The organism is Sphingomonas montana, from assembly GCF_001956315.1.
Classification (GTDB): Bacteria; Pseudomonadota; Alphaproteobacteria; order Sphingomonadales; family Sphingomonadaceae; genus Sphingomonas_R; species Sphingomonas_R montana.
This window is the reverse complement of sequence record NZ_MOLY01000041.1, coordinates 1-26793: the sequence shown is the minus strand read 5'-3', so window position 1 is coordinate 26793 and position 26793 is coordinate 1. Positions and strand designations below refer to the sequence as shown.

Here is a 26793-nt window from a genome sequence, read left to right as displayed (position 1 = left end):
GGACGTGCCCTTCCTTGCGGGACCCCGGCGGTTCGTCTGTCACTATATCGCGGCACGCCCGGCGATCTTCGTCGCGCTCGCTCTGGTCGTCATCGGCGCATCCGCGGCGGCGGTCGGCGTCCAATATGCCATGAAGCTGCTCATCGACGCGATGGCGACCGGTCGCGCGCACGAAGATGCGGTCTACGCCGCCCTCGCGCTCTTTCTCGGCCTGACGCTGTTCGAAAGCCTGCTGCAACGCACCGCCGCGCTGACGCTCGGTCACGCGACCGTGACGTCGGGCATCCGCATCCGGCTCGACATGTTCGAATATCTGACCGGGCATCAGATGCCGTTCTTCCAGAACCACCGCGCCGGGTCGCTCGCCCACCGCGTGTCCAGCCTGTCGGGCTCGTTCGGCACCATCATCCACCGGCTGTTCCAGGAAATCACGCCGCCGCTCATCGCCTTTGCCGGCGCGATCCTGATCTTCCTGTCGATCGACATCCGCATGGCCGTCGTGCTCGGGCTGATCTTCCTGGCGGTCACGGCGGCGCTCGTGCTGCTCGGTATGCGGGGAGACAAATATCACAAGGCGTTCGCGGCCCGCGCCGGTGTCGTCGGCGGCGAGCTGGTCGATCTCATCAGCAATATCTGGATCGTGAAGGCGTTCGCCGCCCGCCGGCGGGAGGCGGACCGGCTGCGCGATTTCCTGGGCGACGAGGCGTCCGCGCAACGCAGCGGCTGGGTATTCGTCGAAAAGATCCGTGGCGCGCACGATATCGCACTCGTCCTGCTGGTCGGCGGCACGCTGGTCTGGGCGATCGGGCGCTGGGCGGCCGGCGCGATCAGCACTGGCGACGTGCTGGTCATCAGCACCATGACCTTCCGCATCCTGCAGGGCTCGCGCGATCTGGCGATGGCGCTGATCGATACCAGCCAGCAATGTACCTATCTGCGCGAAACGCTGGACGTGATCGGCGTGCCGCAAACCCTGCGCGACGTGGCCGGCGCCCCCCCGCTGATCGTGCGCGACGGCACCGTCCGGCTGGACGGTGTGACTTTCGGCTACGACCCGCATGCGCCGATCCTGCACGATCTGACGCTGGACGTACCGGCCGGGCAGAAGGTCGGCATCGTCGGCCCGTCCGGCGCGGGCAAATCCTCCATCCTGCAACTGCTCCAGCGGTTCCACGATGCGCAGGCGGGCCGCGTGCTGATCGACGGGCAATGCGTCGATGCCGTCACGCAGGAAAGCGTCCACGAAGCCATTTCGATGGTGCCGCAGGACGTGCTGCTGTTCCACCGCACGGTCACCGAGAATATCCGCTTCGCCCGGCCCGACGCGGACGACGCCGCCGTCCGCCGCGCCGCGGAGGCCGCCGGTTGCGACGGCTTCATCCGCGAACTGCCGCACGGCTATGACAGCATCGTCGGCGAACGCGGTACCAACCTGTCCGGCGGGCAGCGCCAGCGCATCGGCATCGCCCGCGCTTTCCTGCGCAATACCCGCATCGTCCTGCTGGACGAGGCGACGTCCGCGCTTGACACCGGGTCGGAACTGGAGGTGCAGCGCGAGCTCGATGCGCTGATGGCCAACCGCACCGTCATCGCGGTGGCGCACCGCCTCTCCACCGTCGCGGGCTTCGATCGCATCGTCGTGGTCGATGGCGGCCGCATCGTGGAGGACGGCGCGCCGCAGGATCTGCTCGCGGCGCCGGACGGCCTGTTCCGCGCGCTGTGGCAGCTCCAGGCCGAAGGGCTGGCGACCGCCGAGATCGTGTCGCCCGAACGCGCCTATCTGCGCCGCATGGCCACTTTTTCCGAAGACGCGTTCCAGCGCGGCGTCCAGGCCGCCCGCCGCCGGGCCGAAGCCTTCTTCTGAACGCCGCGGCGCTATGGGCCTTGCCATGGCCCTTGCCACCCACCGGAACGCACGCCATTTCCGCCCCGACCTCCCCTGCCCGAAGGAAGCCCATGCCCGCCCACCGCCAACCCGCCGAATGGGCCCCGCACGACAGCGTCTGGATCGGCTTTCCCAGCCATGCCGACCTGTGGCTCGACGATCTGGCACCGGCGCGGGACGAGGTTGTCGCCTTCGCGCACGCCGTCCATGCGGGCGGGCGGGGCGAGCGCGTCGTGCTCGTCGCCGCGGACGATGCCGCCGCCGACGCCGCCCGCGCACTGGCCGACGACGGTATCGACGTCCACGTGGCTCCGTTCGGCGACATCTGGCTGCGCGATACCGGCCCTATCATGCTGAGCGACGGCACCAGCCGCTGGGCCGCCCTGTTCGAATTCAACGGCTGGGGCGGCAAGTACGACCTGACCCATGACGATACGGTCGGTGCTGCACTGGCCGACGCCGCCGGCTTCCCCGCGCGCGCCAACGACTGGGTGCTGGAAGGCGGCGCGATCGACGTGGACGGCACCGGCATCGCGGTCACCACCGAACAATGCCTGCTCAACCCGAACCGCAACCCGGATCTGACCCGCACCGGAATTACCGACCGGCTCGCCGCCGATCTCGGGCTCGACCGCATCCTCTGGCTGGGTGACGGTCTGGCCAACGACCATACCGACGGGCATGTCGATAATCTTGCGCGCTTCGTCGGCCCCGGCCGCATCGCGATCCCCGTGCCGGCGGGCCAGGACGATCCCAACGCCGCGGTCTATGCCGATGCCGCCGCCCGCGCGCGCGACTTCGGGCTGGAGGTTGTCGCAATCCCTTCCCCCGGCGCGGTGCTGCGCGAAGACGGGATCGTGCCCGCCTCCTACATGAACTTCTACATCGGCAACGCCGCGGTCGTCGTGCCGCTCTACGGCGCGCTCAATGACGACGCGGCCGTCGCCGCTATCGCCGCGCTATTCCCCGACCGCATCGTCACCGGCATGCGCGCGGACCATATCCTGACCGGCGGCGGCAGCTTCCATTGCATCTCGCAACAGGTGCCGCGCATCTGATTGACCGATTCGGGACATGTCGAGGCGACGTTGTGACCGGCGCTCGCTTCGGGTTGCGTGCCGGCGATCGCGCTCTATCTGCTGACCGTCTCCATTGCCGCGCGATACGGCGTTCGCCTGTAGGATCCGTTCATGACCCAGATCACCGTCGCCGCGCTGCAACTCGCCTTCACCGACGACATTGCCGAAAACATCGCCAACGTGACCGAACTGGTGCGCGAGGCCGCCGGCCGCGGCGCGCAGGTGGTCCTGCCGCCCGAACTGTTCGAAGGCCATTATTTCTGCCGGGTCGAGGATGAGGGCATCTTCGCCCGCGCCATGTCGGTCGATACCCATCCGGCGGTGCTGGCGATGCGCACGCTCGCCGCCGAACTGTCGATCCATATCCCGACCAGCTTCTTCGAAGCCGACGGCCCGCATCACTATAATTCGCTCGCCATGGTCGGCCCCGACGGCGCGGTGCAGGGCATCTACCGCAAGAGCCACATCCCCGATGGACCGGGTTACGAGGAGAAATTCTACTTCCGCCCCGGCAATACCGGGTTCCGCGTCTGGAAGGACGCGCCCGTCCCACTCGGCGTCGGGGTCTGCTGGGATCAGTGGTATCCGGAAACGGCGCGCGCGATGATGCTGATGGGCGCGCAGGTCCTGTTCTACCCCACCGCCATCGGCAACGAACCGCATGACCCCTCGCTCGATACCTCCCGCCTGTGGCGGCGGGCGATGGTGGGCCACGCCGTGTCCAACGTCGTCCCGGTCGTCGCGGCCAACCGGATCGGTACGGAGGAAGGCCAGACCTTCTATGGCCACAGCTTCATCGCCGACGAACGGGGCGACCTGATCGCGGAATTTGGCGCGAACGAAACCGGCGTCCTCACCGCCACGCTCGACATCGACCGGGTCAAGCGCCACCGCGCCGCCTTCGGCTTCTTCCGCGACCGCCGCCCGGAACTTTACGGCCGGCTGGTGCAGGATATCTGAACGCATGGCCCCGTGGGCGCGATCGGCGCGTTGAGGACGGAACATTGGAGATCCAGCATGGCCAAGCCACCCCCGTCCCCGCCCAGTTCCGATATCGACGGCGTCTTCATGGATGCCCGCCCCGGCGTTCCGAACCGCGACGTTTCGAAGGGCACCGCCAAGGAACTGGACGACAAGCAGGACCTGAACGTCGCGCGACCCAAGGAGGATTCCGTCTGACCCGGGGCGGATGACTGCAATGGCCGTTCGGACCTGGAACCGAACGGCCGTGATCGGACAAATCGACCCGGCCTCGCCAATCTTACCGACGCCCCCGGCGCGCCAGCCGCCATACGCCCCAGCTGACCAGTCCCACGGCCGCCGCACCCGCCACGATCCACCCCATCGCCCCCAGCGCGGCCATGATGAGGATCAGCATGAAATCCGCGATGGCGAGCGTCAGATGGATCACTCGGCCGGGTCGCCGTCCGCCCGGCCGTCCGTGCGCCCCTCCGCCATCGAACGCAGCACCAGCGCCCGCGCGATCACCGCCTCCAGCACCGCGGCGTCGATGCCCACCCCGTCCGTCGCCAGCGGCGCACAGTCGATCAACCACACCCCGCTCGGAAACCGGTGATCCGCCATCGCCGCATAAGGGGCCTTGGGCAGTTTGCCGCCCAGCGCCTTTACCGCCGACCGATGCGCATCCTCGCCCAGCGCGACCACGACGCGCAGTTCGGGCAGCGCGGCCAGCGGTGCCGCCAGGAACGGCCGGCACGTCAGCAGCTCGTCCTTCGTCGGCTGGTTGTTCGGCGGCACGCAACGCACCGCATCGATGGTCACGACGCCGTCCAGCACCAGATCATCCGCGGTGCCGATATCGACATGATCGTGCGCCAGCCGGAACGCCAGCAACGTGCCGTACAGCGTCCCCCCGCCCTTCTCCGCATCGAACGTCCGGCCCGTCCGGTTCCCGCCCTTCAACCCCGGCGACAGCCCGACGATCGCCAGCCACGCGTCGCCGTCGCCGAACACCGGCACCGGGGCGTTGTGCCAGTCGGGATGCGCCAGCCGCTGTTCGGCCCGGAACGCCGCCAGCCGCGGGCAGAGCGGACAATCGCGCGGCGGTTCGGTCACCGCCAGTTCGGTCGCGGCCGGCGCGGGGCTGGCTGCCGGCGCTTCGGCGTCCAAGGCGTTGGCGGCGATGTCGGCGTTGGCGGCGATGTCGGCGGGGGCGGCGATGTCGGCGGGGGCGGCGGTGGGATCGGTCATCATGCCCACTGCATAGCCGCCCGGCCCGATATTCCCAACCCCGCCGCCGTGACGCGCGTCGCCCGCGATGCTGGACGGCGGTCGCCAAAGCGTGTCTGACGCCGGCAATGACCGGTCCCGTCTTCCGCTATGCGCTCGCTCTGGGCGGCAACCGCCGCACCCGCTACGGCGGGCCGCGTGCCACGCTGGCGGCGGCCTGCGCCGCGCTGTCCGCGGCCGGCATCGCGATCGACCGGATGTCGCCCATGTTTGCGACACCGGCGATGGGGCCGGCCGGCCGCGGGTTTGCCAATGCCGCGATCCTGGTGTCCACGCCGCTGCTGCCGGAACAGCTTCTGGCCCTTCTGAAGCGGATCGAACAGGATTTCGGGCGGCGGCGCGGCCGGCGCTGGGGGCCGCGTCCGCTCGATCTCGATATCCTGCTCTGGTCCGGCGGTGCCTGGCCCCCCGCCCCGCGCCGTGCCGCGGCCGGCCGGTTGCAAGTGCCGCATGCCGGGCTGGCCGCGCGGCGGTTCGTGCTCGATCCGCTGGTCCGCATCGCGCCGCGCTGGGCACTGCCGGCAACCCGCCGCACGATCGCGCAACTTCATGCGCGCGCCAAAGGTTGACCAACCGTCGTTCGCGCCATAGATGGCGCGCTCGGTAGGGCCCATAGCTCAGTTGGTAGAGCACGTGACTTTTAATCACTAGGTCGATGGTTCGAATCCATCTGGGCTCACCAAATATCCGAAACCGCCGCTGCGGCATGCCGAGGGTCAAGCATTGACCGGCCAGACGCCCGCACCGCCGGCCACCATTCCCGCCGCCACGCTGATCCTGTTCCGCGACGCGGCACCCGGTGCCCCGCCCGACGTGCTGATGATCGAACGGGCCGGCGGCATGGCGTTCGCGGCCGGCGCCATGGTATTTCCCGGCGGCCGGATCGACCCAGGCGATCACCGCGCGGCCGGCACCGACCCCGCCCCCGGCGCCAGCGATGAAAACGACGCCGCCGCCCGCATCGCCGCGATTCGCGAGACGATCGAGGAAGTCGGCATCGCCGTCGGCCTGTCGCCCGCGCCGGACGCGCCGACCCTTGCGCGGCTGCGCACCGGCCTGGCTGCTGGGTCGGACTTCGCCGGGCTGATCGCACAGGCGGGGTTGCGGCTGGCACCCGACATGCTCGTCCCCTTCGCACGCTGGTGCCCCAATTTCCACGAGACGCGGATGTTCGACACGCGCTTCTTCCTCGCCCGCGCACCGGCCGGTGCCATCGCGATCCCGGACGGGACCGAAACCACCGCCGCGCTCTGGGCCACGCCGCAGGCGATCCTGACCGATGCCGATGCCGGCCGCCGGCACATCATCTTCCCTACCCGCCGCAACCTCGAACGGCTGGCGGCACTCGGCACGTTCGATCGCGCGGCGGCGCAGGCCCGCGCCATCACGCCCGACCGCATCGTCCCGTGGATCGAGGATCGGGACGATGACCGCTGGCTCTGCATCCCGGCCGACCGCGGCTACCCCGTCACCGCGGAACGGCTGGACAGCGCGCGTCGCGGATGAAGCCTCCGCAACGCAAGTCCGCACCCGCGCGTACTGGCTACACCATGTCGCTGCGCCCGCTCCTCACGACACTCGCCGTCCTGTTCGGTCTCGCCCTAGTGGTGCTGGCCGCACTGACGGTCGGCCACCGCCGGCCGCAGGACGTGCCCTGGACGCGGCTCGACCTTGGCGACACCGTCGGGATGTTCACAGGGCGTAAGCTGTCCGCCCTGAAAGCCGATCCGGCCGAATGCCGCGCTTTGCTGGGCCGGGCGGGTATCGCCTTTACCCGCCTGCCCGATCGCCGCGACGGCCCGTCCTGCGGCTACCGCGACGGTGTCCGCGTGCGGACCACGGGGCCGCTGTCGATCGGCTACCGACCCGCGATCGGTGCGTCCTGCGCCGTCGCCGCGACGCTGGCGACCTGGGAATGGCAGGTCGTCCAGCCCGCCGCAATCCGCCATTTCGGCACCCGCGTCGCCACGATCGACGATTTCGGCACCTATAGCTGCCGGCGGATCGGCGGCGGCAGGCGGGCGGGGGCGACCGCGGGCTGGTCCGAACATTCGGCCGCCAATGCGGTCGACATCGCCGGTTTCCGGCTGACCGACGGCCGCCGCGTCACCGTCGTCGGGGACTGGACCGGAACCGGTCCGAAGGCCGCGTTCCTGCGCGATGTCCGCGACGGCGCCTGCCGGCTGTTCGCCACCACCCTGTCGCCCGACTACAACGCCGCCCACCGCGACCATCTCCACCTCGACCAGGCCCAGCGCGGCCCGGCGGGCTGGCGCGCCTGTCGTTGACGGGCGAAGAGCCACAACCGTCATCCCAGCGGGCGGATGGGATCCATTATCACTACGCGTCCGGTTACGCTCTCAAACGGAGTGATAATGGATCCTGACGTCCGTCAGGATGACGGTCGAGGCGTTTCGAGATTTACGCCCCTCAGTTCGCCAGCCGATGCTCCACCTTCTCCACCCACTGCGGGAAGAAGCAGGGCTCGCGGTTCGACCAGCCCGGCGCGGTCGCCGCCGCCTCACTGATCGATTGCAGAAATATACGCCGCTTTTCCGGGTGCAGATGCGGCAACGCGGCCGCGGCACAGAATGCCCCCGGCAGCCAGGGCCGCACCCCGCCGCCGATCAGCCGCTCGTACAGGAACCGATATGCGCCGAACCCGGACAGCCGGTCCTGCCCCAGGTCGAACGCCGTCATCGTCACCAGCGGCGCCAGGAACGGTTCGACCGCATCCAGCCCGCTGTCGTCCGGCACCAGGTTGCGGACATGGTCCAGCCGCGCATAGATCCGGATCTGCGCGCGAATGCTCGCCGCCTCCACCACATCGCGTGACCAGCATTCCATCGCGTCGCGCCGGTCCAGCCCCACGTCCAGCGATCGCCGGATGTAGCGCTGCGTCGCCGCCGGGAAACTGGCGAACTCCTTCATCTCCGAAAGGGACATCGCACCATAAGCTGGCTTAGACCTGGCACCCATCGCAGTCCCTCCGCTCGAACCATCAGGCGACCGATCATGCACCGCGCCGATTGCCAGCGCATTAACCGCGACCACCCATCCGAACATGAAGGAAGCACGCGCGCTGCTGCAACGCAACAACCGCGCGCGCTATTCCGATAGTTCACCGAAGAGTCATATTCGCGCAACACTCGGTAAGTTGCCCACTCCCTCGTCGATCGAATCGAAAAAGGCCCGCCCCGATCGGGGCGAGCCTTTCTGGTCGTGTGATGGGCCAGAAGGTTATTCCTTGCCGGCCCGCGCGGCTTCCGCTTCGGCATCGTAACCGCTCGACGGGGCCGGGTCCTTGCCCTTGCCCGGCTGTGTGTTGGACGGCGCATCCGACGTCGGAAACGTCTCGTCCAATGCCACGTCCAGCTTGGCATCCTCGTCGGACGGGTCCGCGCTCAGCCGGCTGTCGTCGTCCGCATCCAGTCCTTCGCGCACGACCGGTGTCGCACCCGCGACGGCCGCTTCGCCTTCCGGGCCGCCGGGCGGGGGTGGCGCCACCGCAAGGCCGTCGTCCGCGCTGCCGTCGAACATCTTGTCGTCTGCCATGGTGCGTCTCCGTTACTGAATGTTGCTGGACCAACGACGCCCGACCCGCCGCGTTCCCTCGCCCGCCCCGGCACTTGCCCGACGGGACGAATCGCGGCTTAACCGGCGGACATGCCCGCACCATCCCCCAGCCCGATCGCCGACGATCCCGCGCCCCCCGTCGGCACGGCCGCCGCGATCGGTTCGATTGTGGCGTTCTGGGCCTTCTACTGCGCGGTCGCCACGTTGCGCGCGGCTCTGCTGAACTTCGACGGGCAATATGACCTGCTGCTCCGCCGGCTGGTGGTGACCGCGGTCTCGATGGCGATCAGCGCCGCGATGTGGCGCGCGCTGCGCCGCGTGACGCGCCACGGGCCGGCCCGCGCGGTGGCCATCGTCGCGTTGCTGTCGGTCCCGGCCGCGCTCGCTTATGCCATCGTCAACCAGCGGATGTTCCTGCCGGCCGTCGGCACGCTCCAGGTGGGCGACGACGGGGCCGCGGCGAAAGCGATCGGCACCATCGCCGCGCATGCCGATGTTGCGGTAAATGGCTATTTCTTCTTCGCCGCCTGGGCCGCGCTCTATCTGGCGCTCGCCTATGCCGCGCAGGGTCGCGTCGCCGAACGCCGCGCGGCACGGTTCGCGGCGGCCGCGCAGTCGGCGGAACTCCGCGCGTTGCGCTATCAGGTCAATCCGCACTTCCTGTTCAACACGCTCAATTCGCTGTCCGCGCTCGTCATGACGGGCAAGCCGGACGAGGCGGAACGGATGATCCTCAACCTGTCCACCTTCTTCCGGTCCAGCCTGGCCGGCGATCCGGCCACAGACGCGCCGCTGGCGGACGAAATCGCGCTGCAAAGGCTGTACCTGGCGATCGAGACGGTGCGCTTTCCCGCCCGCATCCTGCTGATCGAGGATATCGCCGATCCCGTCGCCGACGCGCTGGTGCCGGGGCTGATCCTGCAACCGCTGGTCGAAAACGCGGTGAAGCACGGCGTCTCGCGCAGCCGAGGCCTAGTCACCATCGCGATCCGCGCGTGGGCGCAGGACGACATGCTCGCCCTGTCGGTCACCGACGATGCCCCCGCCGATCCGCGACCCGACGATGTCGCGCCCTCCACGACCGGCATCGGCCTGCGCAACGTCGCAGATCGCCTCGCCGCCCGCTTCGGCGCTCGCGCGCTCTGCCGCGCCGGCCCCAGCCCCGGCGGCGGCTTCGCGGTCACCATCCTGATGCCGCTGGTGCGGGAGGAATGAAGGGGGCTACACGGCCCGCCTTCACCCGCCTACCTGTCGGTCCCAAGCGCTCAAAGCCTGTCTCTCGAGCGCCCCCCAACCGCCCATCCCGAGCGCAGCCGAGACGGCCGACATCGCCCCTCGGCTACGCTCGGGAAACGTGCCTCGACTGCGCTCGGCATGGACGGGACTTTAGAAACACAGCCGCCCTAGAAAACCAGCGCGGGCGCCTGCTCCGGCACTGCCGCGCCCCGCCACCGGCCGATCGGCACCACCTCCACGCCCGCCGGCGTCCGCCGCCGCTGCAACAGGCTCGTCAGTTGCTGCGGCGTGTCGCCGATCGTGACCCTGGCCCGCACCCAGAACAGGTCGGACGTGAACCCGGCCCCCGGCGGCACCGATACGCCCGCCCGCTGGAAATCCTCCGCGGTCAGGAACCCCTGGCCGGCCCGCACCGCGACCAGCGTCTGCGCCGCCGCCGGATTGTCCAGCAGGATCGCCAGCAGTTCGGGCGACGCCGCGTTCAGGTTGACCGGTGCCTGCCCCGGCAATGCGGTCGCCAGCTGCGCCAGTGCGACCAGCGTCTGCGGGCTCAGCCCGAACAGGCTCAGTGGGGCCAGGTCGGTGATCGGCCCGCCCTGCCGGATCAGCGCCCCGGCGCGCAACGCCAGTTCGGGCGGCAGCTTCAGCGCCTGCGCGATGCGCGCGGCGACCAGGCTGGCGCCGATGTCGTCGCTGGCCAGCGCATTGATGTTGAACCGTCCCTGCGCATCCGCGATCGCCAGGTCGAACGTGCCGCCCTGGATCTTCGCCCCGCGCTCCGCCAGCGCGGCCCACGGCTCGCCCGCATGGTCCGCCGCCGGCGCGGTCACCGCATCGCGGCGCAATGCCACGATCGCGCTCGCCTCCGCCCCGCGCACCGCCGCCTGTGCCGCCGCCGCATCGCGCATCCGCTGCGCGCGGGTCAGCGCCGCGTCCTCGCCCGACAGCATCAGCGCCACCACCCCGGCCGCCAGCGCCACGAACAGCAACACGGTTATCAGGATCATTCCGCGCTCGTCCGGCCGGGGCGTCACGCGGCAATACCCGCCGCCATGCCCGCCGGCCGGGGCTTCTCGATCGGCACCGGCAACGCCACGATCCGCCGCACCGTCCCCGCCGGCCGGCCCCTGCCCGGGGTCAGCACCAGCGTCACGTCGATCGCGTCGGGCCAGTCGCCCTGCCGTTCCACCTCCGCCGGCGGCCAGCTGTCGCGCCACCCCGCCGCCCCGTCACGATAGCGCCAGCGCGCGGCCGACACCCCGTCCAGCAACCGTTGCGACCGGATCGGCTCGCCCGGCACGACCGGCATCAGCGTCCGGGTCAGCGCGCCCGCGACCAGCGTATAGGCGACCGGCGCGCCATAGCCGCCATTGGCCTGCGCATGCCGCCGGAACGCCACCCCCGCCGCACTGCCGGTGATGGCACCTTCCGATACCTGCTCCAGGTCGCTCGTCACCACGAACATCGCGCGTTGCAGGTCGCCCAGCCGCTCCAGCCGTCCGTCGGTCTGCGCCTGCACGCCCAGTACATTCTCGACCAGCGCCAGCCCCGCTACCGCGATCAGCCCGAACAGCGCCAGCGACACGATCAGCTCGATCAGCGTGAAACCCTGCTCCGCTGCCGGAACATCGCGGCGGCGCAAGGGCGTCATGGGGCTCACGCAGACGCGCTCGCCGCCGCTACCTGATACCCGTCCGGCCCCGCCACCAGGATCGACAATTCGCGCACGCAACTGCCGTCCGACCGGAACTTCAGCGTACCCGTCACGCCGCGATACGCCTCCATCGCCAGCAGGCCGGCCCGGTCGATCCGGTTCTGCGCGCGCAACGTCTGCACGATGCCCGCCGCGTCGTAGGCCAGCGCCGCGATCGTGCCCGGCGTCCCGCCATGCTGCGCCTGATAGGCCGTGGCGAACGTCCCGAACACGGTCGGGTCGGGTGCCGCGATCCACGCGCCGGCCATCGCCTGCAACGCGGCCGGCGCATAATCCACCGCCTGCATCATCCCCAGCAACTGCACCCCGCTGCCCGCCAGCCCGCGCGCCGCCGCCGCGAATCCCTCACCCGCATCCGCCACCAGCAGCGCGTCCGGCACACCGCCCGTCAGCCGCCCCAGCGCCAGCCCGAGACCCGCCAGATCCGCCGGCCGCGCAACCGGCACCAGTTCATAGCCCAGCTCGCCCTGCAACCGCGCGCAGGTCGCCGCCACCTGCGTCGCCCAGGCCCCGTCGCCCGCCAGCAACCCGATCCGCCGCAACCCGCGCTGCCGGCCATACCGCAGCACCGCCGTCGCCAGCTGCGACGCGGTGATGCCCAGCAGGAACGCACCGCTTTCATACAACGCCACATCGTTGCTGAACGACAGCACCGGCACGCGCCCCGCCGCCTCCGCCAGCACCGGGCGCACGTCGCCGCTGAACACCGGCCCCACGATCATCCGCGCGCCGCCCTTGATCGCCGCCCGCGCCGCCGCCGCCGCACCCGTGTTCGTATCGACCGCCGTCGCCAGCACCGGCCGCCCGCCGAACGGCAGCCGCAGCGACGCCGCCCGCTGCATGCTCAGTCCGAGGTTGGCGGATGCGCCGGTCAGCGGTAGCAGGAAGGCGACCGGTTCGCGATTGACGCGCGGCGCCGCCACCAGGGGAGCAACCGACAATGCCACCGACAGCAGCCCCACGGATCCTGCGAGGCGGAACAGCTGCCGGCGATCCATCCCGGTCGGATCCATCGGCGGCCGGTCTGGAAACGTCATCGCCATCCGTCCTCATTCCCATCGGTCGGCACCGCCGCCGCATCCTGCTGTTCGCAGGGCTCGGCGCGGGTGCCTATCTGCTCGCGTTGCTGGCCACCATACCCGCGCGGCTGGTGGTGCCCGAAGACGTGCCGGCGCTGCGCGCTGTATCAGGAACCATCTGGCACGGCGAGGCCGCGTTGCCCGGCGGCGACCGGTTGGAATGGCGGTTCGCCCCGCTCCGCACGCTGACCAGCCTTGCGTTCGCGGCGGACTTCACCGTCACCGGCGCGCAGACCGATCTCGCCGGCCGCGCCGCCTTCACGCCGTCCACCGTCCGGCTCGATTCGGTCGCCGGCCGCGCGGACGGATCACTGCTCCGCGCCGCCTTTCCCGATCTGCCCTTCGCCTGCGAACTCGGGCTGCTGGTCGATGTACCGCGCCTGACGCTGGGCAACGGCGCGACCGACGTCGCCGGCGAGATCCGCAGCACCCCCGGCACATGCACGGCGCGTTCCGGCGGCGTCGCCGCCCCCGTCCCCGCTCTCCTCGCCACCGCCCGCGCCGCCGGCCCGAACAGCACCGCGCTTCTCGTCACCCCCGCCACGCAACGGCGCCAGACGCTCGCCCGCACCGTCTTCACCCGCGACGGCCGCGTCGCGATCACCATCCCCCCCGCCGGCGCCGCCCTCCTCCCCTTCGCCAGCCCGCCGGGCGGCTTGTCGCTGGAAACGACGCTGTAGCCTCCGACCCGCGTCATCCCTACCGACCGTCCATCCCGAGCGAAGTCGAGGGACCCTTCGAGCGTAGCCGAGAAGCCAACAGCGCCCCTCGGCTGCGCTCGGGGAAGCGTGCCTCGACTTCGCTCGGCATGGACGGATCTGGAAAGCTGGGCAGAACCTCAAGGGCGCCCGATCAAGTCGCGCCCCACACCCCAACCCCGTTTGGTTCGAGCCTGTCGAGAACCCTGCGCTGAGCTCTAGACAGGCTCGACCCAAACGGATCAGTGAAAAAGTTCATCGGGTCAGCAGAAACCTACATCCCCACCAGATTGTTCAAGTTGATGATCGGCAGCAAGATCGCCAGCACCATCAGCAGCACAAGCCCGCCCATCATCAACAACACCGCCGGCTCCACCAGCGCTACCAGCGTCGACACCGCCTGCTCCAGTTCCCGGTCCAGTTCCCCCGCGGCGCGACCCAGCGCCGGCCCCAGCCGCCCGCTCGACTCGCCAGACGCCACGATCGCGACCAGCATCGACGGGAAGATCGCCGCCTCGGTCATGCCCGTCTGCAAACTCGCCCCCTCGCGCACCCGCGCCGCCACCGCCCGCGCGCGTTCCCGCACATGCAGGTTGGGCGTCACCGCCGCTGCCGCGTTCAGCGCCTCGACCAGCGGCACCATGCTCTGCACCAGCGTCGCCAGCGATCCCGCGAACCGCGCCGCATTATGCTTGCGGCTGAACCCCGCCACCGGCCGCGTCGTCGCCAGGAAACGGTGGAAGCGCAGCCGGTTGCCCTCCTTCTTCACCCACGCCCGCCACGCGATCACCGCCGCGACGATCCCCGCCGCCATCACCAGCCCGTAACTCTGGAACCCGGCGCTGAGGCCGATCAGCGCACGCGTCAGCAGCGGCAGCTCCGCCCCGCGCGACACGAACACCTTCACGATATCGGGCACCACATAGACCAGCAGCAGCACCATCATGCCGATCGACACCACCGCCAGCAGCGCGGGATACAGCAACGCCAGCTGCACCTTCTGCTGGTTCCGGTGGCGATGCTCGACGAACTCGGCCAGGTGGTTCAACACCTCCGGCAACCGCCCGGACTGTTCCCCGGCCGCCACCGACGCGCGGTAGAATTCGGGGAATGCGGCGGGATGATCACCTAGCGCCTGCGCGAAACTCCGCCCGTCCAGGATCCCGCCGCGCACGTTCAGCAGCAAACCCGCCATCGCCGGCGTATCGGCCTGCGCGGCCACCAGCCGCAGCGCCTCCTCGATCCGGATATCGCTGCTCACCAGCGTCGAGATCTGCCGCGTCACGGTCGACAGCGCCCGCGCCCCCACCCGCTTGCGGAACAGCTGCGACAGGTCGATCCCGCCCTTCGCGTCGCCCACCGGCTTGTCGGTCATCTCGACCGACGTCGGCAACAACTGCCGCTCCCGCAACACCCGCCGCGCCGCGCCCGCATTGGCGGCCTCCAGCACCCCGCGCGAGGCTTTGCCGGCGGTATCGACCGCCTTGTAGGAGAAGGCTGGCATCAGCGACGCGCTCCGGACCGGTTCTCGACAAGCTCGAACCAAACGGGGCGGGAAGACGGACCCCTACCCCCAACTCCGTTCGGTTCGAGCCTGTCGAGAACCCGACCCAAACCCCAAGCTCCGTTCGGTTCGAGCCTGTCGAGAACAAAGCGCACCGTTCTCGACAAGCTCGAACCAAACGGGTTGGAGGAACGGGAAAACCTCACAAATCATCCCTCACCACGCGCGCAACCTCGTCCACCGACGTCAGGCCACCGCGTACCTTCGCAATTCCGTCGTCCAGCAGACTCGGCCCCCGCTCCCGCGCCGCCGCGACCAGCGCCGCCTCCGACGCGCCGTCGTGGATGAGCGCCTGCATCCGCTCGTCCACCGTCACCAGCTCGTACAGCCCCAGCCGCCCGCGATACCCGTCGCCGTGGCACGCCGGACACCCCACAGGCCGGTACACCACATCGCCCACCGCGATCGCCCCCGACATCAGCGCGACATCCCGCGTCCCCGCCACATCCGCCGCCCGACATGCCTGGCACAGCTTGCGCACCAGCCGCTGCGCGATCAACCCGACGATCATCGGTGCGAGCAGATAGCGTTCCACCCCCATGTCGATCAGCCGCGTCACGCTGCCGATCGCGCTGTTCGTATGCAGCGTCGACAGCACGAAATGCCCCGTCATGCTCGACCGGACCGCCACCTCCGCGGTCTCGTCGTCGCGGATCTCGCCCACCATGATGACGTCCGGATCCTGCCGCAGGATCGCGCGCAGGCCGCGCGCAAAGGTCAGCTCGGTCTTCGGATTGACCTGCGTCTGGCCGACACCCTCCAGCTCATATTCGATCGGATCCTCGACCGTCATGATGTTGCGCTGCCGGTCGTTCAGCCGGGTCAGCGCGGCGTACAGCGTCGTCGTCTTGCCGCTGCCGGTCGGCCCGGTGACCAGCACGATCCCGTGCGGCCGCTGCAGCAGCGTATGAAACACACCGATATCATGCTCGTTCATGCCGAGCGCCTTCAGGTCGAGCTGCGTCGCCCCGCGGTCGAGCAGGCGCAGCACCACCCGTTCGCCATGCTGCGTCGGGATGGTCGAGACACGCGCATCGATGTCGTACCCGCCGACCCGCAACGTCACGCGCCCGTCCTGCGGCACGCGCTTCTCGGCGATGTCGAGCTTGGCCATCACCTTGATGCGGCTGACCAGCAACGGCGCCAGCGCGCGCTTCGGCTCCACCCGGTCGCGCAGCACGCCGTCGATCCGGAACCGCACGAGCAGCCGCTTCTCCTGCGTCTCGACATGGATGTCGGACGCGCCCTCCTTCACCGCTTCCAGCAGCAACGCGTTGATCAGTCGGATCACCGGCGAATCGTCGCGATTGTCGAGCAGATCGTCCACCGCCGACGCGCTGTCGGCCAGCGCCGCCAGGTCGCTGTCGCTAGCGGACGCCGCGTCCGACGCCTCGGTCGCGCTGTCGCGATACTGCGTGCTCAGCGCCGCATCGAACGCCGCATCGTCCAGCGGCACGATCGGCATCGCATCGCCAAACAGCCGCTGCACCTCCAGCATCGCCGCCAGCGACGGCATCCCGCGCGTCACGCACTCGCCTCCCGCCGGCGTCGCCCGCACGATCACCCCGTGCCGGCGTGCAAAGCCATAAGGCAGCCCGGCGATCGCCACCGGATCGGCCGGCTGCAACAGCAGCGCCTCGTCCGATGACACATCGACCACGTCGGTCACGATCACGTCGCTCATTCGCCCTGCACTACCAGTTGCACGTTGACCGATCCGGGCGCCGTCCCGCGGTCCAGCCGCAGTTCGGCCAGCGTCACGCCACCGCCCGTCTCCAGGTCAGCCAGCCAGCGGATCGTCGCATCATAAGGCACACCGTCCATCACCACGCGCGTCCGCCCGCCCTCGGGCTCGACGCGCTGCACGGTCAGGCCGAATCCGGCGGCGGTGGTGGTCAGGATCTGCGCCACCGGCCCGGTCCGCGCGGTTCCCGCCGGCCGCACCGCCGGCCCCGCCGCGACCAGCCCGGCGGACAGCGTCTCGTACGTCCGGATATCGGCCAGCGCCTGGCCCCGCGCCGCCTGCAACGGCTTCACGACCAGTACCAGCATCAGCGCGATCACCGCCACGCCGCCCAGCACCGCCAGCATCACGCGCTCGCGCGGCGACCGGTCCATCCACCACGACAGGCCACGCATCACATAAGGTTCGAACGGGATCGCCATCAGCCTGCCTCTCCCGTCGCCGATACCGACGCATTTGCCCGCGTTTGGACCGTGATCTGCCCCTCGGCACCGCCCGCCGCCGCGGTCCCGCCGCCGCCGCTCACCACCAGCCCGGCCGCGCGCATCCGCGCCTCCACGCCCTGCACCGCCGCCAGATCCGGCGCGCTGACGTCCAGCACGATCGTCCCCGCGCCCGCGTCATAGGCCAGCGACCGCAACGTCACGCCCGCGCCCATCGCCTGCGAAATCCGCCCCATCATCGGCACGAACGTCGCCCCCGGCGTCGCATTCCCGCTGGGCAGCAGGTCCCCCGCCACCTCGGCCAGGTCGCCGCTGGTCGACGTCCCCGGTGCGATCCGCTCGACGATCGCCGCGGTGTCCGCCTTCCGGTCCGCCGCGATCCGTTGCAGCGCGATCGTGTCCGCGGCCGCGATCGCACCATGCGCCAGCAACCCGCACCCCGCCACGATCGCCGCCCGCCGCCACAGCGCCGACGTGCCGCGCCGCACCCGTGCGAACACACCCTGCCGCAGGTCCAGCACGGTGGCCGGCACCGCGTCCGCCACGCCATCGACCGCGGCCACCCCGGCGATCCCGTCCGGCAAGGCCTCCCCGTACAGGATGCAATCCGGCCGCCCGGCCATCGTCCAGATCCCTGCGAACCGCGCCGTCGGCACCGCGAACCCGCCGCCGTCCGGCGTCCGCACCACCACCCGGTCGGCGGTCCGCGCCACGCTCCACGCACCCTCGGGCGGCAGGGGCAGCGCCAGCGCGTCGGGTATCAGCACGGCATGGCCCAGCCCCGCTGCCTCTACCCGCGCGACCCAGCCCGCCATCGTCGCGCGCGCCACCACGCCGGCCAGATAGCGCCCCGGCCCGGTCGCGATCCCCAGCGCCGCATGCACCGACTCGATCGGCTCGGCGATCCGGTCCTCGATCGCGAACGGCAGCGCCGCCAACCGCTGCCGCCGCGCCGCCAGCGGCAGGTCGACGATGGTCAGCAGAACCTGCTCGGTCGGCACCAGCACGACCGCGCCGGTCCGCGCGCCCGTCCGCTCTCCCTCAGGCGCCGCCACGCGCAGCACCGGGGCGCCCCCCGGACCGGGCCCGAGCATCCAGACGCCGCCCGGCCCCGCCGGTGGCAGGAACGCCCGCAGACGCCGATAGTCCTGTTCGCGGATCGCGTGTAACGTGACTTTCACATAAAGCCTTATTGGTGGTCCGATGACGACGTTGCCGACAGACATTAGCCTACCGCAGGCCCAACGGGTACTGCCTCAACAAAGACATTTGGGTGACAGTCAGGCCGGGCTGACGCTGGTCGAAATGATCGTCGTGCTGGCGATCATCGCGCTCGTCGCCGCGCTCATCGTGCCCAACGTCATCGGCCGGCCGGACGAGGCGCGCGTCACCGTGGCGCGCACCGATCTGAAGACGATCGCCGCGGCACTCAAGATGTACCGGCTCGACAATGGCGACTATCCGTCGACGCAACAGGGCCTGACCGCACTCGCCGAACGGCCGTCCGGCGCGCCGGTGCCCGCCAACTATGCGTCCGAAGGCTATCTGCCGCAGGTGCCGATGGACCCCTGGGGCCGGCCCTACGCCTATCGCAATCCTAGCGCGAGCGGCACCGGCTTCGACCTGTCCTCGCTCGGCAAGGACGGCCAGCCGGGCGGCGAGGGGCTCGACGCGGACCTGACCGAACGCCGCCGCTGACCGCATGCGCACGAGCGGGTTCCGTTCTCATTCCGGCTCCGAAGCCGGCATGACGCTGGTCGAAATGCTGGTGGTCCTGGTCATCATCGGCATCGCGGCCGGCGCGGTGACGCTGGGCATGGGGGCCACCACCCACGGCGCCGGCGCGGAAAGCGAGGCGCGTCGCCTGTCCGCGCGGATCCGCATGGCCGCCGACGACGTGATGGTCACCGACCGCGCCGTCGCCTTCACCGCCGACGCGCGCGGCTACGGTTTCGTCGCGTGGGACGGCCGCCGCTGGGCCACGTCCGACACGCCGCTGCTCGCGCGGCACGACCTGCCGTCGGGCGTGACGCTGTCCGGCGTCACCCCCGCCCCCGTTCCGATCGGCATCGACGGCATGGGCGGCACCATCGACGCGCGCATCGGCTCGGCGGCGGACAGCTGGCACGTGCGCTACGACGGCATGACCGTGACGACCACCGCGGACGGCGCGTCATGACGCGCCGGTTCTCGACAGGCTCGAACCCACCGGTAAAATCCAGACACCTTCCGCTGGCTCCGCCTGGTTCGAGCCTGTCGAGAACCCCGCGCAACTCGGTTAATTCGACCGAACAGGGCTTCTCACTGATCGAGGCGCTCGTCGCACTCCTCATCCTGGGTGTCGCCGCCGCCGGCCTGGTCCGCGCGGTGGAAAGCCATATCGATTCGATCGCGCGGCTCGAATCGCGCGCCGCCGCAGTCTGGGTCGCCGAAAACCGCCTGACCGAACTGGCACTGGGCGACTCATCCGGCGCCGCCGGCGCAGGAACGGTCGACATGCTCGGCCGACGCTGGCAGGTGCGCACCATGATCCGCACCAGCCCGGACCCCGATCTGTCCCGCATCGACGTCGCCGTCGGCCCGCCGGGTGCCAACCCCATGGTCACGCTCGGCGGCTTCGTCGATCGCGGGCCGAAGGTCGCGCCGGTGCCCGTAGCATGACGCTCGTTGCCGCAGCATTGCCCGTCCGGGTCGCGCGCAGCCGCGCGGCGATCGGCGTCGACCTGTTCACCTGCGCGGTCATCGTCTCGGTCGCGGTGGCACTTGCCGGCCTCACCTGGCGGTTGAGCGGCGAATCGGGGTTGCCCGCCCCCGCCGTCGCGTTCGTGCCCCCCGCCCCGCCCCCGCCGATCGATGTCGCCGCGATCGTCGCGGCCAGCCCGTTCGGATCGTCGGCGCCGCTCGCCGCCACCGCCGTCGCCGGCAACCTGACGTTGCGCGCCATCATGTTCGCGCGCCCCGCCAGCGCATCGACCGCGCTCGTTTCGGCCGGTGACGCGCCGTCGACACTGCTCCATATCGGCGATCCCGCCCCCGGCGGCGCGATCGTCGACAGCATTGCGGTCGATCATGTCCTGCTGCGCGGCCCCGCCGGCCTCCAGACGCTCGGTTTTCCGAAACCCGGCGCGCCGCCTGCCCCCGCCGGCACCGCGCCCGCGGCCCAGCCGTTCGTCGGCCTGCCCACGCCGACCGCCCCGGCACCCGTTCCCTCCGCGCCGCTCGTCTTCTCGCCCCCGCCCTCCGGCCTCGGCGCCCCCTCCGCTTTCCTCGACAGCATGGGCGCCACTGCCACCGACGGCGGCTACCGCATCGGCACGGGCGCATCGCCCGCCATGCGGTCGGCGGGGCTGCAACCCGGTGACCTGGTCGAACGCGTCAACGGCGTCGCCGTCGGCGATGCGTCGCGGGATCGGGCATTGTTCGCTTCCGCCGCCGCCGGCGGCCCGCTACGCGTAGAACTCGTCCGGAACGGCCGTCGTATCGCCGTATCGCTCCCGGCCCGGTGAAGGACCCCGCATGATCCGCCCGACCCGTTTCCTTGCCGCCGTGGCGCTTGCCGCGCTGCTGCCCGCGATGCCTGCCCCCGCGCAGGCCCCGGTCGCCGACGTCGTCGTCAACATGCGCGACGTCGAAATCGCCGACGTCGCAGAACAGATCAGCCGCATCACCGGCCGCACGCTCATCCTCGACCCGTCCGTCAAGGGTCGCGTCAACGTCACTTCCGCCGAACCGCTCAGCATCGGCGGCGTGTGGGAACTGTTCCAGTCCGTCCTGCGCGTCCAGGGGTTCGCCGCCGTCCGGTCGGGACGCAGCTGGCGCATCATCCCGCAGGCCAACGCGATCCGCGATGGCGGCAGTTCGGGCGTCCGCGGCACGGCCGGCGCGCAGGACGTCGTCACCCGCCTCATCCGGCTGCGCAACCTGCAACCGGAGGCTGCGGTCCGCGTGTTCCGTCCGCTCGTCGCCAGCTTCGGCACGATCGAGGCGATCACCAACCCCGACGCGGTCGTCGTCACCGACTATGCCGAAAATGTCCGCCGCATCGAACGGCTGGCCGCATCGCTCGACAGCGGCGGCGGCACCAATTTCGACAGCATCACGCTCCGCAACGGTTCCGCGCGCGATGTCGCGACCGCGATCCAGGCGGTGATGGGCGACGGCGGGGCAAAGGTCGTCGCCGACGAACGAAGCAACATAGTCCTGGTGCGCGGCGACGCATCCTCGCTGGCGGAGGCGCGCCGCATGGCCCGGCTGCTCGACCAGCCCGGCGGCGCCACCCCCATCACCCGCGTCTTCCGGCTGACCAACGGCGACGCGGAATCGATCACGCTCGTCCTGCGCGGCCTGCTCGGCGACGGCGCGGGCGCCGCCGACAACCCGGTTGCGCGCAGCCTGGCCGGTTCGTCGATCGGTGCCGGCGGCCTCGGCGGTGGCAGCAACCTGGGCGGCGGCATCGGCCCGTCGCTGTCCGCGGCCGGTGGTTCCGCGCTGGCCGCGGCGGCCGGGGGCGGCAGCGGGGGCGGGCTAGGCTCGCTGCTCGGCGCGTCGGGCAGCATCGGCGCGGGTGCCGGTGGACAGCGGCCGGCCGTTCAGGGCTTCTCCACCCCCGATCTCGCGGTTCAGCCCGCGCCCGAAATCAACGCCATCGTGGTGCGCGGCACGCCCGCCGCGATCGCCTCGCTCGAACCGCTGATCACCGATCTCGACGTCCGCCGGCCCCAGGTGCTGATCGAGGCCGCGATCGTGGAGATCACCGGCGATCAGGCCGAGGCGCTCGGTATTCAGCTCGGCGTCGGCGCCGCCGCCATCACCGGCGCGGACGGCCTGTCGAACTCCGCCACCACGCTCGGCCTGCCGCTCAGCGCGATCCTGTCGGTCGTCAACCCGGTCGCCGCCGCCGGCGTGCTCGCCAACGGGCTGAGCGGGAATGTCGGCATCGGCAACAATTTTAACATCCTGGTCCAGGCGCTCGGCACCTCCACCCGCGCCAACCTGCTCAGCACGCCCAGCGTCACCACGCTCGACAACGAAGTCGCGCAGATCGTCGTCGGCCAGAACGTCCCGTTCCGCACCGGCAGCTTCGCGACCGACGGCAACAGCACCAACCCGTTCACCACCATCGAACGACAGGATGTCGGCATCACGCTGCGCGTCATCCCGCGCATCCTGCAGGGCAACGTCGTCCGGCTGGAGGTCAGCCAGGAAGTGTCCTCGCTCGTCGGCGCGGTGTCGGGTGCGGCCGATCTCATCACCAACCGCCGCGCGATCCAGACCAAGGTGCTGGCCGACAATGGCGGCACCATCGTGCTCGGCGGCCTCATCACCGACGATCGCCAGAACAGCCGCAGCCAGGTGCCGGTCCTCGGCGACGTTCCCGTCCTCGGCAACCTGTTCAAGAGCCGGTCGACCAGCCGTACGAAGCGCACGCTGTTCGTCTTCCTGAAACCCACCATCCTGCGCGACAAGGCCAGCGCCGACACCGCCACCGACCGCCAATATGCCCGCCTTCGCGGCGAGGAAGCCAATATCGAACTCCGCCGCCGTCCTGGCGACAGCCCCCTTCTCCGCCCCACCGGCCCCCGCCTGACGACGGAGATCAACGGGCTCTACTAGGCCCGCGCGCGCCGTCCGCCCGAAGCGAGCGCGGTTCGGACAGGCGGCGGACGGCGTCAGGCCAGCTTCGGCGCGATCTTCCAGTGGGTCGCATAGCGCTCATGCGCGATCCGGTGGTACGGGATCAGCCGCACGGTCGTCGCGTCCGCCGCGGCGATCGTGAACTCCAGCGGCCGCGCGCCCGGCCGGATCGTCCGTGCGATCGTCTCCGGTTCCCCCGCCAGCGTCGGCGGTGTGAACGGCGTCGCGTTATACTCTCCATATTTGCGTTCGTTGACGATCCGGTCCGCCCCGTCGGGCAAGCCTTCTCGGCCCAGCGCCCCGGCCAGCACCAGCGGGCCATAGGTGAACGCCACGATGTCCGGCGCTGCCGGCGACCGCGCAACGCCGGTTTCCATGACCAGCCGCAGTTCCACCATGTCGCCCTGCCGCCACGTCCGCGCCAGCGCGACATAGCTGCCAGGGGTCGTCGACCGTGCCGCTTCCGCACCGTTCACCAGCACCACCGCGGTCCGGCTCCAGCCGGGGTGACGCAGCTTCAGCGTCAGCGCGGTCGGCCGCTCCAGCGTCCAGCGCAGCGTCGTGGTGGCCGCATCGGGAAACGCCGTCGCCTGCGTCAGCACCGCGCCCTTCTCCCGCCACGTCACGGCCGAAGGCACGAACAGGTTCACGTACAGCGCGGCATCGTCATGAAAATAGATCGAATCGCGATATTTGACATGGTTCTCCATGCCCGTTCCGGTGCAGCACCAGAAGGAATGCTCCGCCGTATGGTACAGCTTCATGTACCCCGGCCGCGCACCCTGGAAATAGGTCGTCATGCCGCTGTTGGGATCCTGTGACGCCAGGATCCCGTTGAACAGGGTCCGCTCGTAATAGTCGGCATAGCGCGCCTGCGGATCGTGCAGGAACAGCGCGCGGGTCAGCTTCAGCATGTTGTGCTGGCCGCAGGTTTCGGATCCCTTTGCGGAAAACACATGCTCGGCAAAATCGGCCGCCGGAAAGAAAAGCTCGTTGTCGCCGTGCCCGCCCGTCGCGAACGACCGCGTCAGCGCTACCGTCTTCCAGAAGAATGCCGACGCCGCATGATATTCCGGCTTGCCGGTCGCCTCCCACACGCGCTGGAACCCGACGATCTTCGGGATCTGCGTATTGGCGTGCATCCCGTCCAGCCGGTCGCGGTTCTGCGCCAGCGGCGCCATCACCGCCTTGTGCGAAAAACGCTCCGCCATGCGCGCATAGTCCGGCTTGCCGGTCATCAGCGCCAGGTCGGCGAACACCTCGTTCATGCCCCCATGCTCGGTATCCAGCATCGTCTCGAACTGCGCATTGCTCAGCGGGCGCGTCGCGACGACCGCCCAGTCCGCCAGCCGCAGCAGCACCGCGCGCGACGTCGTGCTGTCCGCCAGCATCGCCCCGTCCCGCAGCCCGGCATAGACCTTGTGCAGCGTGTACCACGGCACCCCCGTGATCGGCTCGCCGCGCAGGTGCCGCGCCACCAGCGCCGGACCATCGGGGAACGCGCAGACGAGGCCGGTCCCCGCCGCCGCCTGGCAGGCCGCGAGTTCGTCCGCGATATAGTCCACCCGCGCCTTGTAGCGCGCATCGCCGGTCGATCGGTAGGCCAGCGCACAGGCCGACAGATAATGGCCGAGCGTATGGCCGTGGCAGTTGATATCCGCCCAGATCGCCGCTGATTCCCAACCGCCATACACCGCGGCCTTCGGCGCCAGGCCGGCATTCACGCGAAAATTGTGCAGCATCCGGTCCGGCTGCAACGTCAGCAGATACGCCTCGGTCCGGCGTTGGGCATGCAGGAACGGACCGTCGCCCAGCGTCACGTCCGCCAGGTCGAACGGCCGCAGCTTCGCCACCGGCAACCCGGCCGGGCGCGGCACCTGCGCAGTCGGCGCTGGCGCCGCCGCCAGCGCACCAGACCCGGCCAGCACCGCCCCGGTCGCAACCCCGCCCAGGAACGTCCGACGCGACGGGGCGGCACAACAGGGGGTCCTCATCGCCGCATCCTCAGCGCATCTGTTCTCATTATCTCACGGCGTATCATAAGCCGACCGACGATCAAGCGGCCGCCGCTTACCCCGGCGCGGATCCGAAAGCATTGCCTTGCCGCCGGCGATCCGTTAACAGCCGCCCCACTCACTAGGACCCGGTGCAAACCCGGGTGGCTATTCCGGCCGCCGATCCGCCGGACAACGCGAAGCGCATGCCTTTCCCGCCGCCGGTCGAAACCGGCCGGTCCTGCTGCGCGGTCTGCGAGTTCTCACATATGACATCTGCTCTATCCCGCTACCGGGCCGAATGGTTCGACGGCTTCGGCGGCGCGCGGCGCGACATGCTGGCCGGCATGGTTGCCACCTTCGCCCTCATTCCGGAAGTGATCGCCTTCGCGGTCGTCGCCGGCATCGATCCGGAGGTCGGGCTGTTCGCCTCCTTCGTCATCGGCATCGTCATCGCGTTCGTCGGCGGCCGCCCGGCGATGATCTCGGGCGCGGCCGGGTCGGTCGCGCTGGTCGTGGCCGCCCTCGTCCACAGTTACGGGCTGCAATATCTGCTCGCCGCCACGGTCCTCGCCGGACTGTTCCAGATCCTGTTCGGGCTGTGCAAGCTCGACATCCTCATGCGGTTCGTCTCGCGCTCGGTCCGCACCGGCTTCGTCAACGCGCTCGCGATCCTGATCTTCGCGGCACAGCTGCCGCAACTGGTCGACGTCAGCTGGCACACCTATGCCATGGTCGCCGGCGGCCTTGCGATCATCTACCTGCTGCCGCGGCTGACCACCGTCATTCCCTCGCCGCTGGTCTGCATCGTCGTGCTGACGGTCGTCGCGGCGCTGTTCCCGATGCCGGTCGCCACGATCGCCGATCTCGGCCGGCTGCCCGCGTCGCTGCCCAGCTTCGCCTTCCCTTATGTCCCGCTCGGCTGGGAAACGCTGCGTATCGTGGCGCCCTATGCGCTGGCGATGGCGGCGGTCGGCCTGCTCGAATCGATGATGACCGCGGGCGTCGTGGACGAGCTGACCGAAACGGGCAGCGACAAGGCACGCGAATGCACCGGCCTCGGGCTCGCCAATGTCGCGGCCGGGTTGTTCGGCGGCATCGCCGGCTGCGGCATGATCGGCCAGACGGTCGGCAATGTCCGCTATGGCGGGCGCGGCCGGCTGTCGACGCTGGCGGCGGGCGTGTTCCTTCTCGTCGTGCTGGTGCCGCTGCGCCCCTGGGTGGCGCAGGTGCCGGTCGCGGCGCTGGTCGCGATCATGGTGATGGTGTCGATCAGCACCTTCTCCTGGGGGTCGTTCCGCGATCTCGCGCGCCATCCCAAATTGTCGGGCGTCGTGATGCTGGCGACCGTCGCGGTGACGGTGGCGACGCACGACCTGTCGGCCGGCGTCATAGTGGGCGTCCTGCTCAGCGGGCTGTTCTTCGCCTTCAAGGTCACCCGGCTGATGGACGTCCGGACCGACTACGATGCCACAGCGGACGTCCGGACCTACACCGTCACCGGTCAGGTCTTCTTCGCCAGCGCGGATATCTTCGCCGATCGGTTCGACCTGCGCGACACCACGCGCACCGTGCGGATCGACCTGACCGGCGCGCATCTATGGGACGTCACCGCCGTCGGCGCGGTCGAACGGGTGGTGACGACGCTGCGCGCCCGCGGCACACAGGTCGACGTCGTCGGCCTGAACGCCGCCAGCGCCACGCTGATCGATCGCCACGCGCCGCTCATTGACGATGCGGGCGCCGCACCCGCCGGTCCGCCGCCGCTCAGTCGACCGCCAGCCTGACCCGCACCCGCTCCGTCCCGCGCGCGAACACCGCGCTGTCGGCGGCCAGTCCCTCCAGCCGCCACGCGCCGGCCATCCCGCCGACCGCCACCGGCCGGCTGCGCCCGTCG

27 protein-coding genes, 1 tRNA gene and 1 other annotated feature are annotated in these 26793 nt (G+C 70.3%); of the genes, 16 read left to right on the top strand and 12 right to left on the bottom strand.

What is annotated here, in order from left to right:
- Positions 1-4: 4 nt before the first annotated feature.
- The 4 genes from BKY59_RS11340 to BKY59_RS17745 all read left to right on the top strand — a co-directional run bounded on the left by BKY59_RS11340 (position 5) and on the right by BKY59_RS17745 (position 4143).
- Positions 5-1864, top strand: a complete 1860-nt coding sequence (locus BKY59_RS11340) for an ABC transporter ATP-binding protein (protein WP_083672101.1) — start codon at positions 5-7, stop codon at positions 1862-1864.
- A gap of 92 nt (positions 1865-1956) precedes the next feature.
- A complete protein-coding gene (locus tag BKY59_RS11335) occupies positions 1957-2943 on the top strand; it encodes an agmatine deiminase family protein (protein WP_076071594.1) in 987 nt (328 codons plus the stop codon).
- A gap of 132 nt (positions 2944-3075) precedes the next feature.
- A complete protein-coding gene (gene aguB / locus BKY59_RS11330) occupies positions 3076-3924 on the top strand; it encodes an N-carbamoylputrescine amidase (RefSeq protein WP_076071592.1) in 849 nt (282 codons plus the stop codon).
- 57 nt (positions 3925-3981) lie between these two features.
- Positions 3982-4143, top strand: a complete 162-nt coding sequence (locus tag BKY59_RS17745) for a hypothetical protein (protein ID WP_165374840.1) — start codon at positions 3982-3984, stop codon at positions 4141-4143.
- Between the two features lie 82 nt (positions 4144-4225).
- On the opposite strand, the gene BKY59_RS17740 is transcribed toward BKY59_RS17745, so the two are convergent.
- Both BKY59_RS17740 and BKY59_RS11325 read right to left on the bottom strand, forming a co-directional pair.
- Positions 4226-4375: a hypothetical protein gene (locus tag BKY59_RS17740; protein ID WP_165374839.1), complete on the bottom strand. Its 150-nt coding sequence runs from the start codon at positions 4373-4375 to the stop codon at positions 4226-4228.
- Positions 4372-5178 carry a uracil-DNA glycosylase family protein gene (locus BKY59_RS11325; RefSeq protein ID WP_240500074.1) on the bottom strand — a complete coding sequence of 269 codons (807 nt, stop codon included), beginning with the start codon at positions 5176-5178 and terminating at the stop codon, positions 4372-4374. The genes BKY59_RS17740 and BKY59_RS11325 overlap by 4 nt, the downstream gene beginning before the upstream one ends.
- 104 nt (positions 5179-5282) lie before the next feature.
- On the opposite strand from BKY59_RS11325, the gene folK reads away from it, so the two are divergent.
- From folK to BKY59_RS11305, 4 genes are all read left to right on the top strand, one after another.
- Positions 5283-5783 (top strand): 2-amino-4-hydroxy-6-hydroxymethyldihydropteridine diphosphokinase, encoded by a 501-nt coding sequence (gene folK / locus BKY59_RS11320; RefSeq protein ID WP_076071590.1) that lies wholly within the window; start codon positions 5283-5285, stop codon positions 5781-5783.
- 37 nt (positions 5784-5820) lie between these two features.
- A tRNA-Lys gene (locus BKY59_RS11315) sits at positions 5821-5896 on the top strand.
- A gap of 41 nt (positions 5897-5937) precedes the next feature.
- Entirely contained in the window at positions 5938-6720 is a 783-nt protein-coding gene (locus tag BKY59_RS11310; protein WP_165374838.1) for an NUDIX hydrolase, read from the top strand.
- A gap of 44 nt (positions 6721-6764) precedes the next feature.
- On the top strand, positions 6765-7502 hold the full coding sequence (locus BKY59_RS11305) for an extensin-like domain-containing protein (protein ID WP_076071587.1): 738 nt from the start codon (positions 6765-6767) through the stop codon (positions 7500-7502).
- Between the two features lie 142 nt (positions 7503-7644).
- On the opposite strand, the gene BKY59_RS11300 is transcribed toward BKY59_RS11305, so the two are convergent.
- Together BKY59_RS11300 and BKY59_RS18120 are read right to left on the bottom strand one after the other, a co-directional pair.
- A complete protein-coding gene (locus tag BKY59_RS11300) occupies positions 7645-8193 on the bottom strand; it encodes a hypothetical protein (RefSeq protein WP_076071585.1) in 549 nt (182 codons plus the stop codon).
- Between the two features lie 261 nt (positions 8194-8454).
- Positions 8455-8769 (bottom strand): hypothetical protein, encoded by a 315-nt coding sequence (locus BKY59_RS18120; RefSeq protein ID WP_076071583.1) that lies wholly within the window; start codon positions 8767-8769, stop codon positions 8455-8457.
- 111 nt (positions 8770-8880) lie between these two features.
- Here BKY59_RS18120 and BKY59_RS11290 point away from each other — a divergent pair, with 111 nt between their 5' ends.
- Positions 8881-10005 carry a sensor histidine kinase gene (locus BKY59_RS11290; protein ID WP_076071581.1) on the top strand — a complete coding sequence of 375 codons (1125 nt, stop codon included), beginning with the start codon at positions 8881-8883 and terminating at the stop codon, positions 10003-10005.
- A gap of 188 nt (positions 10006-10193) precedes the next feature.
- Here BKY59_RS11290 and BKY59_RS11285 read toward each other — a convergent pair whose 3' ends face one another.
- Genes BKY59_RS11285 through BKY59_RS11275 form a run of 3 tightly spaced genes read right to left on the bottom strand, consistent with a single transcriptional unit; the run spans position 10194 to position 12777 of the window.
- Positions 10194-11033: a type II secretion system minor pseudopilin gene (locus BKY59_RS11285; protein WP_076071579.1), complete on the bottom strand. Its 840-nt coding sequence runs from the start codon at positions 11031-11033 to the stop codon at positions 10194-10196.
- 23 nt (positions 11034-11056) lie between these two features.
- Positions 11057-11677 carry a type II secretion system protein GspJ gene (locus BKY59_RS11280; protein ID WP_076071577.1) on the bottom strand — a complete coding sequence of 207 codons (621 nt, stop codon included), beginning with the start codon at positions 11675-11677 and terminating at the stop codon, positions 11057-11059.
- A gap of 5 nt (positions 11678-11682) precedes the next feature.
- A complete protein-coding gene (locus BKY59_RS11275) occupies positions 11683-12777 on the bottom strand; it encodes an ABC transporter substrate-binding protein (protein WP_240500073.1) in 1095 nt (364 codons plus the stop codon).
- 86 nt (positions 12778-12863) lie between these two features.
- Here BKY59_RS11275 and BKY59_RS11270 point away from each other — a divergent pair, with 86 nt between their 5' ends.
- Positions 12864-13499, top strand: coding sequence for a hypothetical protein (locus tag BKY59_RS11270; RefSeq protein ID WP_076071575.1), 636 nt, complete (start codon positions 12864-12866; stop codon positions 13497-13499).
- Positions 13500-13791: 292 nt separating this feature from the next.
- Here the strand turns inward: BKY59_RS11270 and BKY59_RS11265 are convergent, their stop codons facing one another.
- From BKY59_RS11265 to gspL, 4 genes are all read right to left on the bottom strand, one after another.
- Complete coding sequence (locus tag BKY59_RS11265) at positions 13792-15021, bottom strand: type II secretion system F family protein (RefSeq protein WP_076071573.1); 1230 nt, start codon at positions 15019-15021, stop codon at positions 13792-13794.
- Between the two features lie 202 nt (positions 15022-15223).
- A complete protein-coding gene (gene gspE, locus BKY59_RS11260; RefSeq protein ID WP_076071571.1) occupies positions 15224-16765 on the bottom strand; it encodes a type II secretion system ATPase GspE in 1542 nt (513 codons plus the stop codon).
- Positions 16762-17247 (bottom strand): type II secretion system protein GspM, encoded by a 486-nt coding sequence (gene gspM / locus BKY59_RS11255; RefSeq protein ID WP_076071569.1) that lies wholly within the window; start codon positions 17245-17247, stop codon positions 16762-16764. The genes gspE and gspM overlap by 4 nt, the downstream gene beginning before the upstream one ends.
- A complete protein-coding gene (gspL, locus tag BKY59_RS11250) occupies positions 17247-18449 on the bottom strand; it encodes a type II secretion system protein GspL (RefSeq protein WP_076071567.1) in 1203 nt (400 codons plus the stop codon). The genes gspM and gspL overlap by 1 nt, the downstream gene beginning before the upstream one ends.
- 88 nt (positions 18450-18537) lie before the next feature.
- On the opposite strand from gspL, the gene gspG reads away from it, so the two are divergent.
- From gspG to gspD, 5 genes are read left to right on the top strand one after another with little or no spacing between them, the layout of a single operon-like run.
- Entirely contained in the window at positions 18538-18966 is a 429-nt protein-coding gene (gspG, locus tag BKY59_RS11245) for a type II secretion system major pseudopilin GspG (RefSeq protein WP_276205507.1), read from the top strand.
- A 4-nt stretch (positions 18967-18970) separates the two neighbouring features.
- Positions 18971-19447 carry a prepilin-type N-terminal cleavage/methylation domain-containing protein gene (locus BKY59_RS11240; protein WP_076071565.1) on the top strand — a complete coding sequence of 159 codons (477 nt, stop codon included), beginning with the start codon at positions 18971-18973 and terminating at the stop codon, positions 19445-19447.
- Positions 19444-19929, top strand: a complete 486-nt coding sequence (gspI, locus tag BKY59_RS11235; protein WP_083672074.1) for a type II secretion system minor pseudopilin GspI — start codon at positions 19444-19446, stop codon at positions 19927-19929. The genes BKY59_RS11240 and gspI overlap by 4 nt, the downstream gene beginning before the upstream one ends.
- Positions 19926-20774: a type II secretion system protein N gene (locus BKY59_RS11230; RefSeq protein WP_076071563.1), complete on the top strand. Its 849-nt coding sequence runs from the start codon at positions 19926-19928 to the stop codon at positions 20772-20774. Before gspI ends, BKY59_RS11230 begins: the two co-directional genes overlap by 4 nt.
- A 10-nt stretch (positions 20775-20784) precedes the next feature.
- A complete protein-coding gene (gspD, locus tag BKY59_RS11225; RefSeq protein ID WP_076071561.1) occupies positions 20785-22881 on the top strand; it encodes a type II secretion system secretin GspD in 2097 nt (698 codons plus the stop codon).
- Between the two features lie 56 nt (positions 22882-22937).
- Here gspD and BKY59_RS11220 read toward each other — a convergent pair whose 3' ends face one another.
- Entirely contained in the window at positions 22938-24896 is a 1959-nt protein-coding gene (locus tag BKY59_RS11220; RefSeq protein WP_076071559.1) for a glycoside hydrolase family 127 protein, read from the bottom strand.
- A 142-nt stretch (positions 24897-25038) separates the two neighbouring features.
- Positions 25039-25094, top strand: a sequence feature (sul1 is cis-regulatory element that is thought to sense ions involved in sulfur or methionine metabolism; They are found in Alphaproteobacteria).
- 71 nt (positions 25095-25165) lie between these two features.
- On the opposite strand from BKY59_RS11220, the gene BKY59_RS11215 reads away from it, so the two are divergent.
- Complete coding sequence (locus BKY59_RS11215; RefSeq protein ID WP_076071822.1) at positions 25166-26683, top strand: SulP family inorganic anion transporter; 1518 nt, start codon at positions 25166-25168, stop codon at positions 26681-26683.
- Positions 26684-26793 lie beyond the last annotated feature (110 nt).

Excerpts from the sequence above, each read along its gene's own strand:
- gspE (WP_076071571.1), bottom strand. The coding sequence starts at position 16,765 with ATGAGCGACGTGATCGTGACCGACGTGGTCGATGTGTCATCGGACGAG.
- BKY59_RS11305 (WP_076071587.1), top strand. The coding sequence starts at position 6,765 with ATGTCGCTGCGCCCGCTCCTCACGACACTCGCCGTCCTGTTCGGTCTC.
- BKY59_RS11290 (WP_076071581.1), top strand. The coding sequence starts at position 8,881 with ATGCCCGCACCATCCCCCAGCCCGATCGCCGACGATCCCGCGCCCCCC.
- gspI (WP_083672074.1), top strand. The coding sequence starts at position 19,444 with ATGACGCGCCGGTTCTCGACAGGCTCGAACCCACCGGTAAAATCCAGA.
- BKY59_RS11280 (WP_076071577.1), bottom strand. The coding sequence starts at position 11,677 with ATGACGCCCTTGCGCCGCCGCGATGTTCCGGCAGCGGAGCAGGGTTTC.
- BKY59_RS11240 (WP_076071565.1), top strand. The coding sequence starts at position 18,971 with ATGCGCACGAGCGGGTTCCGTTCTCATTCCGGCTCCGAAGCCGGCATG.
- aguB (WP_076071592.1), top strand. The coding sequence starts at position 3,076 with ATGACCCAGATCACCGTCGCCGCGCTGCAACTCGCCTTCACCGACGAC.
- BKY59_RS11285 (WP_076071579.1), bottom strand. The coding sequence starts at position 11,033 with ATGATCCTGATAACCGTGTTGCTGTTCGTGGCGCTGGCGGCCGGGGTG.
- BKY59_RS18120 (WP_076071583.1), bottom strand. The coding sequence starts at position 8,769 with ATGGCAGACGACAAGATGTTCGACGGCAGCGCGGACGACGGCCTTGCG.
- BKY59_RS11230 (WP_076071563.1), top strand. The coding sequence starts at position 19,926 with ATGACGCTCGTTGCCGCAGCATTGCCCGTCCGGGTCGCGCGCAGCCGC.
- BKY59_RS11220 (WP_076071559.1), bottom strand. The coding sequence starts at position 24,896 with ATGAGGACCCCCTGTTGTGCCGCCCCGTCGCGTCGGACGTTCCTGGGC.
- gspD (WP_076071561.1), top strand. The coding sequence starts at position 20,785 with ATGATCCGCCCGACCCGTTTCCTTGCCGCCGTGGCGCTTGCCGCGCTG.
- BKY59_RS11325 (WP_240500074.1), bottom strand. The coding sequence starts at position 5,178 with ATGATGACCGATCCCACCGCCGCCCCCGCCGACATCGCCGCCCCCGCC.
- BKY59_RS11300 (WP_076071585.1), bottom strand. The coding sequence starts at position 8,193 with ATGGGTGCCAGGTCTAAGCCAGCTTATGGTGCGATGTCCCTTTCGGAG.
- gspM (WP_076071569.1), bottom strand. The coding sequence starts at position 17,247 with ATGGCGATCCCGTTCGAACCTTATGTGATGCGTGGCCTGTCGTGGTGG.
- BKY59_RS11215 (WP_076071822.1), top strand. The coding sequence starts at position 25,166 with ATGACATCTGCTCTATCCCGCTACCGGGCCGAATGGTTCGACGGCTTC.
- BKY59_RS11335 (WP_076071594.1), top strand. The coding sequence starts at position 1,957 with ATGCCCGCCCACCGCCAACCCGCCGAATGGGCCCCGCACGACAGCGTC.
- folK (WP_076071590.1), top strand. The coding sequence starts at position 5,283 with ATGACCGGTCCCGTCTTCCGCTATGCGCTCGCTCTGGGCGGCAACCGC.
- BKY59_RS11275 (WP_240500073.1), bottom strand. The coding sequence starts at position 12,777 with ATGACGTTTCCAGACCGGCCGCCGATGGATCCGACCGGGATGGATCGC.
- BKY59_RS17745 (WP_165374840.1), top strand. The coding sequence starts at position 3,982 with ATGGCCAAGCCACCCCCGTCCCCGCCCAGTTCCGATATCGACGGCGTC.
- BKY59_RS11265 (WP_076071573.1), bottom strand. The coding sequence starts at position 15,021 with ATGCCAGCCTTCTCCTACAAGGCGGTCGATACCGCCGGCAAAGCCTCG.